The sequence below is a fragment of the Streptomyces sp. NPDC026673 genome (assembly GCF_040638135.1).
In the GTDB taxonomy this organism is placed as follows: domain Bacteria; phylum Actinomycetota; class Actinomycetes; order Streptomycetales; family Streptomycetaceae; genus Actinacidiphila.
In genome coordinates this window covers 1-8,467 of sequence record NZ_JBEZXR010000147.1, presented here as the reverse complement: position 1 = coordinate 8,467, position 8,467 = coordinate 1, and the positions used below count along the sequence as shown (strand labels likewise).

Genomic DNA, 8,467 nt, shown 5'->3' with positions numbered 1-8,467 from the left:
CCCTGACTCCCCCCGGGCCGGGGCCCCGGACCCCCGCGGCCGGGGTCGGGGCGGCGGGAGCGGCCGCACCTCCGGCGGGTGCGCAGCGGCCCGGGCCGGGCCGATCCGCAGTGCGGGGGGTACCGCGTGGACCGTCGGCAGGGCGGCGGTGGCGTGGACCCGCGTCGGTCCGCTCGGCGATCCGCTCGGCGATCCGCTCCGGTGACCGTTCCTCCCGGCCCGCGGTCAGTGCCGGGAGCTGAGAGCGGGCTGATCGGCCGGCGCGGAGCCGGCGACGACCCGGCTGTCGCGGCCGCCGCGCCCCTTCTCCAGCGTCGCGGACACCACGGCGAGCACCAGGGCGGAGGCCGTCAGGACCGCGCCGACGAGGTTCGGCGACGTGTAGCCGAAGCCCGCGGCGATGACGACGCCGCCGAGCCAGGCCGAGAGGGCGTTGCCGAGGTTGAAGGCGCCGATGTTGACGGCGGAGGCCAGCGTCGGGGCACCGGACGCCTGGTCCAGGACCCGCTTCTGGAGCGGCGGTACGGTCGCGAAGCCCAGCGCGCCGACGAGGAAGATCGTCACAGCGGCGGTGAACTCGTTGTGGGCGGTGAGGGTGAACAGCGCGAGCACGGCGGCCAGCGAGCCCAGCGCCGTGTACAGCATCGGCATCAGGGCGCGGTCGGCGAACTTGCCGCCGGTCAGGTTGCCGACGACCATCCCGGCGCCGAAGAGGACCAGCAGCCAGGTGATGGAGGAGTCGGCGTAGCCGGTGACCTCTGTCATCATCGGCGCGATGTAGGTGATGGCCGCGAAGACACCGCCGAAGCCGAGCACGGTCATCGCCATGGCCAGCAGGACCTGGACGTTGCGGAAGGCCCTCAGTTCGTGGCGCAGTCGCACGCCCTCCGGCCTGGGCATGTCGGGGATCAGCTTGAACACCCCGGCCAGGCCGACGACGCCGAGGGCGGCGACGACGAAGAAGGTCACGCGCCAGCCGGCGCTCTGCCCGATGTAGGTGCCCAGCGGCACGCCGATGACGTTGGCCACGGTGAGGCCGGCGAACATCATCGAGATGGCGCGTGCCTTCTTCTCCGGGGCCACGAGGTCGGCGGCGACGACCGAGCCGATGCCGAAGAAGGCGCCGTGGGTGAAGGAGGCGAGGATCCGGCCGGCCAGCATGACGCCGAAAGCGGGGGCGAGCGCGGAGACCAGGTTGCCGAGGATGAACAGGGCCATGAGCATCATGAGCATGGTCTTGCGGGACACCTTGGTGCCCAGGAGGGTCATGATCGGTGCGCCGATCATGACGCCGAGTCCGTAGCCCGTCACGAGCAGGCCGGCGGTGGGGACGGATACCCCGAAGTCGGTGGCGACCTCGGGCAGCAGGCCCATGATCACGAATTCGGTGGTACCGATCCCGAAAGCCCCGATGGCGAGGGCCAGGAGCGCGAGAGGCATGGCGGAGACCTTCCAGATGTTGCAATGGCACCTAACGAGCGTCGACAATAATTGCAAGCGCGCTATAACGTCAAGCGCTGGACACCCACGTCCGGCGGCTTACCATGGCCAGTAAGGGCGAACACCCTTCGCCCGCAGCCGCACGAAGGGGACTTCGATGACCGCCACCGATCCGGCCCTGACCGCCCTCGCCCAGGGGTGGCACGCCCTGTCACTGCTGCACGGACGGATCGAGGGGCGCATCGAGAAGCAGCTGCAGACCCACCACGACCTGAGCGTGCGCGAGTACTCGCTGCTCGACGTCCTCAGCCGCCAGCACGACGGCGAGGGCGGCCACCTGCAGATGCGCCAGGTCGCCGACGCCGTGGTGCTCAGCCAGTCGGCGACGACCCGCCTCGTCACCCGCCTGGAGGATCGCGGCCTGCTCGCGCGCTACCTCTGCCCCACCGACCGGCGCGGCATCTACACGGACGTGACCGAGGCCGGCCTGAAGCTGCTGGAGGAGGCCCGCCCGACGAACAACGCCTCGCTGCGCGCGGCCATGGACGAGGCAGCCCTCGTCCCCGAGCTCGCACCCCTGGTCAAGGCAGTGGAGGACCTGCAGGGCGCGACCGTTCCGGCCGCCTAGCCCGACCGCCCTGCAGACGAAGTTATTGCGCGTTTGCAATTAACGGCGCACGCAATTAACGTGGTCGTGGAGCACGGGAGGGGGCGTCCCGCCCCGCCCCCGGACGTTCACCCGTACGCACTCGCACCGGCGAACGCCGCCGGCCGCGACGCGAAAGGATCGGCAGCATGACCACCCCCACCCCGACCGTCACACTGAACAACGGCGTCACCATGCCGCAGCTCGGCTTCGGCGTCTTCCAGGTGCCCGACGCGGAGACCGCGGCCGCCGTCACCTCGGCCCTGGAGAGCGGCTACCGCAGCATCGACACCGCCGCGATCTACGGCAACGAGGCCGGCGTCGGACAGGCCCTGGCCGCCTCCGGCATCGCCCGCGACGAGCTGTTCGTCACCACCAAGCTGTGGAACGGCGACCAGGGCTACGACAGCACCCTCGCCGCCTTCGACGCCTCGCTGGCCAAGCTCGGCCTCGACCACGTGGACCTCTACCTCATCCACTGGCCGGCCCCGGCCCGCGACGCCTACCTGGACACCTGGCGCGCCTTCGAGCGGATCCACGCCGAGGGCAGGGCCCGCGCCATCGGCGTCTCCAACTTCGAGCCCGCGCACCTGCAGCGCCTCATGGACAACAGCGACGTCGTCCCCGCGGTCAACCAGGTGGAACTGCACCCGCAGCTGCAGCAGGCCGAGCTGCGCGCCTTCCACGCCCGGCACGGCATCGCCACCGAGGCATGGAGCCCGCTCGCCCAGGGCGCCCTCCTGAAGGACCCGGTCGTCACCGGCATCGCCGACCGCCTGGGCAGGACCCCGGCGCAGGTGATCCTGCGCTGGCACCTGCAGATCGGCAACGTGGTCATCCCCAAGTCGGTGACGCCCGAGCGCATCCGCCAGAACATCGACGTCTTCGGCTTCGAGCTCTCCGACGCCGACATCGCGGCGATCACCACCCTCGACAACGGCACCCGCATCGGCCCGGAGCCCGACGCCTTCAACTGACCGTCGAATGCCCGGCGACACCTGCCGCCGGGCCCAGGCGCACGGCGCGCCGCGGGCGGTCCTCTCTCATCGGCGAGTACCGGGGCCGCCCTCACACCGGCGAACTCCGCGCACCCCGCACCCCCGCCCGGCTCATACGCCGTCCGGCACGTCCCGGCGTCCGGCGAGCGGACGCGGTGCGCCCCGTTCGCCCACCGGCCGCGTCGGTCTCTCCCGGGCGGAGACGCGGCGGACGTTGATACGCGAGCACCGCCCGCGGCCGCTGCCGCACCATCCGATCGAGCCGCCGGCGATCGCCACCACGATGACGTCTCCGCCACGCGTGGCACCCTCCGGGTCGACGGCGGCCACGCCGAGGCGATCCGCCCCCGAGGCTCAGGCGACGATCGTGACGACCACCTCGCGGTCCTGGAGCAGCGGGAGGATCCGCTCCAGGGCGAGGCTCCGGAAGTGGTCGCTGTCGCGGTGGGCGTCGAGGGCCGGGTGATCGGCGTAGCGCTCCATCAGCACGATGTCGCCCCGGTCGGTTCCCTCCGGATGAAAGGCCTGGTACCCGAGGCAGCCGGGCTCGGCTCGGGACGCCACGACCAGCTCGGCGAGCGCGGTGAGGATCGTCTCGCGGTCGCCGGGCCCGGGACTCCAGCGGGCGATCACGACGATCTGGCCCGGTCGGGCACCGGCCAGCGGCCAGCTGCTCGCGGGGCTGTCACTCATGGCTTCACCCACCTCACCGTCCCGGGCGCCTCGAGTCCGCCTCGCGGCTCTCGTCACCGCCCGGATCCGCACAGGACAGTCACCTCTTGCCCCCATATGATAAAGATCATTATGGAAATCCGCATTCGTCCCTGAGGTGACCGGTATGAGTGTTCAGGGCGTGAACGAGCCGATGCCATCAGGCGGCAGCCGGCCCGAGGCACCACCGACCGGCGGGGACGGCCCCGCCGACGGCAGGAAGCCGGCCCAGCACGGCTACCACCACCCCGCCGCCGGATGGGGCGCCGCGAAGAGCGTCACCCGGGTTCTGCTCCGGGAGCGCGCACTGGTCGACGGACCGCGCGCGATCTTCAAGATGAACCACGAGAACGGCGGCTTCGACTGCCCCGGATGCGCCTGGCCCGACGACACCAAGGGGCTCAAGCTCGACATCTGCGAGAACGGCATCAAGCACGTCACCTGGGAGATGACCCCCAAGCGCGTGACGCGGGACTTCTTCGCCGCGCACACCGTGAACGAGCTGTCGACGTGGACCGACTTCGCGCTCGAGGACCAGGGCCGGCTGACGGAACCCATGGTGTACGACCCCGACACCGACCACTACGTCCCCATCTCCTGGAAGGGCGCCTTCGACCTCATCGGCCGTGAACTGCGGGCCCTGGACAGCCCCGACGAGGCCGCCTTCTACACCTCGGGACGGCTCGGCAACGAGGCCACCTTCCTGTACCAGCTGATGGCCCGGGAGTTCGGCACCAACAACCTGCCGGACTGCTCCAACATGTGCCACGAGGCATCGGGCCGGGCGCTTCAGGCGTCCCTGGGCACCGGCAAGGGAACCGCCGACCTCAAGGACTGGGAGAGCGCCGAGGCGCTGTTCATCATGGGCGTCAACGCGGCGTCGAACGCGCCGCGGATGCTCACGGCGCTCGCCGACGCCTACCGGCGCGGTGCCCAGATCGTGCACGTCAACCCGCTGATCGAGGCGGCGGCCACACGCACGATCGTGCCGCACGAGATGACCGACATGGCGCTGTTCAAGTCGACCCGGACCAGCACGCTCAATCTGCAGGTGCGCTCGGGCGGCGACATGGCGCTGCTGCGCGGCATGGCCAAGGCGGTGCTGGAGCAGTCGACCGGCGATCCCAAGGCGCTGGACCGCGAGTTCATCGAGCGCTACACCCACGGGTTCGAGGAGTACCGGGCCCTGTGCGAGGCCACGCCATGGGAGGAGCTGGAGCGGCAGTCGGGGCTGACCCGTGCCGACATCCTGAAGGCGGCGGCCGTCTACTCCCGCTCGGACCGCACCCTGATCAGCTGGTGCCTCGGTGTCAGCCAGCACGAGCACGGCGTCGACACGGTGCGCGAGATCGTCAACGTCCTGCTGCTCCGCGGCAACCTGGGCCGCGAGGGAGCCGGCCCCTCCCCGGTGCGCGGCCACAGCAACGTCCAGGGCAACCGCACCTGCGGCATCGACCACCGGCCGGCCGGGACCTTCCTCGACCGGCTCGCCGAGGTCTGCGGCATCGACCCGCCCCGGGCGCACGGGCTGGACACGGTCGGCACCATCGCCGCCATGCACGCCGGCAGGGTCAAGGTGTTCGTCGGAATGGGCGGCAACTTCGTGCTCGCCGCGCCCGACACGCCGTACACCGCCCAGGGCCTCGCCAAGTGCGCCCTGACCGTACATGTGAGCACCAAGCTCAACCGCAGCCACATCGTCCACGGCAGGCAGGCCCTCATCCTGCCCTGCCTGGGCCGTACGGAGAAGGACGAGCAGCGGCGCGGGCTGCAGGCGACGTCCGTCGAGGACTCCATGAGCATGGTCCACCTGTCCGTGGGCATGAAACGACCCGCGTCGCCGCACCTGCTGTCGGAGCCGGCCATCATCGCCGGGATGGCGCGTGCCACCCTCCCCGACAGCGCCACACCGTGGGAGCACTACGTCGAGGACTACGACCGGATCCGCGACACCATGGCCCGGGTCCTGGACGGCTTCGAGGACTTCAACCGCCGGGTCCGGCTGCCGCTGGGCTTCCGGATCCGCCAGCCGGCACGGGAACTCGTCTTCTTCACGCCCTCCGGGCGCGCCGAGTTCTCAAGCGCGCCGCTGCCGGACGTCGTGCCCCCCGACGGCATGCTCGTCCTGCAGACGATGCGCTCGCACGACCAGTGGAACACCACGATCTACTCGGACGACGACCGCTACCGGGGCGTCAGGAACCTGCGCACCCTGGTACTGATGAACCCGGCCGACATGCGCGCCCGGGAAATCACTCCCGGCAGCCTGGTCGACATCACGGCCACCGCGAAGGACGGCAGCCTCCGCTCCCTCGAGGGCTACCGCGCCCTGCCGTACGACATGCCCCGCGGCTGCGCGGCCGGCTACATGCCCGAGATGAACGTGCTCATCGCCGCGAACGACTACAGCCACCAGAGCGACCAGCCCCTGATGAAGAACGTGAGGGTCACCATCGGTCCCACCGCCGGAGAGTGAGACCGCGCACGACCCGGCCGGCACCCGACAGCACGACGCTCCCCCCGCCGTCCGGCATGGCGGGGGGAGCTCCGGCGCGGTTCAGGCCGCGAGGGTGCGGTGGAGCGCGTCGAGGCCGTCGCGATAGATGCCCGTGAACAGCTCGACCGCATCGGCCTCGCCGACGCCGTCGGGGACGAAGCGGCCGCTCCAGACCACCTCCGCCTCCTCCGGCTTCCCGGGCACGGAGTGCACCCGCAGGTCGGAGACATATCCGGTCACGGGGAAGGGCGACTCCAGGATCGCGTAGGCGTAGTGGCGCTCGGCCTCGCTGAAGGCCACCAGACGCTCGACGATCGTGTCTCCTTCGGGATTGCGGAGCCGACGCACCCGGCCGCCTTCCAGCGGGGTGCTCTCGGGGATGAACGGGAGCCAGTCGGGCAGGGCGTCGAAACCGCCGATGAGCTGCCACACACGTTCGGGTGAGGCCGGTACGACACGGCTGACAGAGGTCGATGCCATGGGCTTCCTCCTTGGGCGGCGGGACGGGATCAGGCGCCGTTCGGGAGCGGCGCGGCGGGGCTCACCAGGCCGGACTCCCGGAGCTCGGCCCAGAAGGCGGCCGGAATGTCCTCATGGAGCGCGGCGACGTCCTCGGCGATGCGGCCGGGCTTGGTCGCACCCGGGACGGCGGCGACGGCCACCGGGTGGGCGAGGGAGAACTGCAGGGCAGCGGCCTTGACGCTCACCCCGTGGCGGGCGGTGATCTCCTTGATGCGCCGCACCCGCTCCACGATCTCCGGGGGCGCGTCCTGGTACTCGAAGTGGGTGCCGCCGGCGAGGATGCCCGAGCTGTAGGGGCCGCCGACGACCATGCCGACGCCCTGTTCCTGCGCCTTGGGCAGGAGCCGCTCGAGCGGGCGCGCGTGGTCCAGCAGCGTGTAGCGGCCGGCCAGCAGGAACCCGTCGGGCTGCGGCTCGTCCAGGTCGAGCGTGAGCTCGATGGGCTCGACGCGGTTGACGCCCAGGCCCCACGCCTTGATGACGCCCTCATCGCGCAGCCTGGACAGTACGCGGAACGCGCCGGTGCGGGCTTCCTCGAACTTGTTCAGCCACAGGTCGCCGTGGAAGTCCTGCGCGATGTCGTGCACCCAGACGATGTCCAGCCGGTCGACGCCGAGGCGCTTCAGACTGCCCTCGATGGACCGCTCGGTGGCGTCGGCGGTCCATTCGTGGACCATCGCGTTGGGGCGGCCGTGCTCGAACAGGCCCCCCTTCTCCCCGAGGTCCCGGGTGCCCGGCTCGGGCTCGTCCAGGATGACCCGCCCCACCTTGCTGGCCAGCACGTACGCGTCACGCGGCTTGGTCGACAGCAGCTCGCCGAGCCGCAGCTCGGCCAGGCCGGCGCCGTAGAACGGGGCGGTGTCGTAGAAGCGGATGCCCTGCTCCCACGCGGCCTCCAGCGTGGCGTTCACCTCCTCGTCGGGGATGGCGCGGAACATGTTGCCGAGGGGAGCGGTGCCGAAGCCGAGTCGGCCGGGGATGAGTTCCTTGAGCGACATGGTGGTGCCTTTCGCCGCCGGTGCGCGGGGGGCCGGGTACGCCAACCGCGGGGGCGGGTTGTGAGGGGATGTCTCCGGCGCCGGAGAATCGGACGGCTGCCAGAGGTGCGCTCGGACGGTGTCTGCACCACGCCGGGCGCCTTACGAGGAACGACGATACTTGCAGACGCGGTCTAATGCAAACGCTGAATATGAGCGTCGGTCGATGCGACGCGGCGACTCGGGAGGGAAACCGTGCGCGGGAATTAATCGGCGTACGCAAGTATTGTGTAAGCCTGTAGGGCGCTGACGCATAACCGATGCACTCGTCACCGCGCGGCTCGTCCCCGACCGCCCCCAGAGGAGACACCTTCGTGACCACCACCTTGTTCGAGCCCTTCACCCTCCGGTCGCTGACCATCCCGAACCGGATCTGGATGGCCGCCATGTGCCAGTACAGCGCCGCACCGGACGGCGACCTGGCGGGCGTGCCGAACGACTGGCACTTCACACACCTGGCGGCGCGGGCCGCCGGCGGCACCGGACTGATCATCACCGAGGCCACCGCGGTCAGCCCCGAAGGCCGGATCAGCCCGTACGACCTCGGCATCTGGAACGACACCCAGGTCGAGGCCTTCCGGCGGATCACCGCGTTCCTGACGTCCCAGGGCACCGT

General features: G+C 70.8%; 7 protein-coding genes and 1 pseudogene. 4 read left to right on the top strand and 4 right to left on the bottom strand.

The genetic code is table 11. The annotated features are described in order from the left end of the window. Positions 1–225 precede the first annotated feature (225 nt). The gene (locus AB0F62_RS41945) at positions 226–1,440 is read right to left on the bottom strand and encodes an MFS transporter (protein ID WP_361811923.1); all 1,215 of its coding nucleotides are present in this window, start codon (positions 1,438–1,440) and stop codon (positions 226–228) included. 157 nt (positions 1,441–1,597) lie between these two features. Here AB0F62_RS41945 and AB0F62_RS41940 point away from each other — a divergent pair, with 157 nt between their 5' ends. Beyond that, positions 1,598–2,068 carry a MarR family transcriptional regulator gene (locus AB0F62_RS41940; protein WP_361811920.1) on the top strand — a complete coding sequence of 157 codons (471 nt, stop codon included), beginning with the start codon at positions 1,598–1,600 and terminating at the stop codon, positions 2,066–2,068. Between the two features lie 167 nt (positions 2,069–2,235). Next, complete coding sequence (locus tag AB0F62_RS41935; protein ID WP_361811917.1) at positions 2,236–3,063, top strand: aldo/keto reductase; 828 nt, start codon at positions 2,236–2,238, stop codon at positions 3,061–3,063. 375 nt (positions 3,064–3,438) lie between these two features. On the opposite strand, the gene AB0F62_RS41930 is transcribed toward AB0F62_RS41935, so the two are convergent. After that, the gene (locus tag AB0F62_RS41930; RefSeq protein WP_361811914.1) at positions 3,439–3,777 is read right to left on the bottom strand and encodes a putative quinol monooxygenase; all 339 of its coding nucleotides are present in this window, start codon (positions 3,775–3,777) and stop codon (positions 3,439–3,441) included. A 145-nt stretch (positions 3,778–3,922) separates the two neighbouring features. On the opposite strand from AB0F62_RS41930, the gene AB0F62_RS41925 reads away from it, so the two are divergent. After that, the gene (locus AB0F62_RS41925) at positions 3,923–6,271 is read left to right on the top strand and encodes an FdhF/YdeP family oxidoreductase (protein WP_361811911.1); all 2,349 of its coding nucleotides are present in this window, start codon (positions 3,923–3,925) and stop codon (positions 6,269–6,271) included. Positions 6,272–6,352: 81 nt separating this feature from the next. On the opposite strand, the gene AB0F62_RS41920 is transcribed toward AB0F62_RS41925, so the two are convergent. Together AB0F62_RS41920 and AB0F62_RS41915 are read right to left on the bottom strand one after the other, a co-directional pair. Continuing rightward, positions 6,353–6,772: an SRPBCC family protein gene (locus tag AB0F62_RS41920; protein ID WP_361811908.1), complete on the bottom strand. Its 420-nt coding sequence runs from the start codon at positions 6,770–6,772 to the stop codon at positions 6,353–6,355. A gap of 29 nt (positions 6,773–6,801) precedes the next feature. Further along, complete coding sequence (locus tag AB0F62_RS41915) at positions 6,802–7,812, bottom strand: aldo/keto reductase (RefSeq protein ID WP_361811906.1); 1,011 nt, start codon at positions 7,810–7,812, stop codon at positions 6,802–6,804. A gap of 299 nt (positions 7,813–8,111) precedes the next feature. On the opposite strand from AB0F62_RS41915, the pseudogene AB0F62_RS41910 reads away from it, so the two are divergent. Then, a pseudogene (locus AB0F62_RS41910) lies at positions 8,112–8,467 on the top strand (hypothetical protein); the annotation flags it as partial.

Bases quoted from the DNA above. Each gene is read 5' to 3' on its own strand.
- AB0F62_RS41945 (WP_361811923.1), bottom strand. From the start codon at position 1,440: ATGCCTCTCGCGCTCCTGGCCCTCGCCATCGGGGCTTTCGGGATCGGT.
- AB0F62_RS41940 (WP_361811920.1), top strand. From the start codon at position 1,598: ATGACCGCCACCGATCCGGCCCTGACCGCCCTCGCCCAGGGGTGGCAC.
- AB0F62_RS41935 (WP_361811917.1), top strand. From the start codon at position 2,236: ATGACCACCCCCACCCCGACCGTCACACTGAACAACGGCGTCACCATG.
- AB0F62_RS41930 (WP_361811914.1), bottom strand. From the start codon at position 3,777: ATGAGTGACAGCCCCGCGAGCAGCTGGCCGCTGGCCGGTGCCCGACCG.
- AB0F62_RS41925 (WP_361811911.1), top strand. From the start codon at position 3,923: ATGAGTGTTCAGGGCGTGAACGAGCCGATGCCATCAGGCGGCAGCCGG.
- AB0F62_RS41920 (WP_361811908.1), bottom strand. From the start codon at position 6,772: ATGGCATCGACCTCTGTCAGCCGTGTCGTACCGGCCTCACCCGAACGT.
- AB0F62_RS41915 (WP_361811906.1), bottom strand. From the start codon at position 7,812: ATGTCGCTCAAGGAACTCATCCCCGGCCGACTCGGCTTCGGCACCGCT.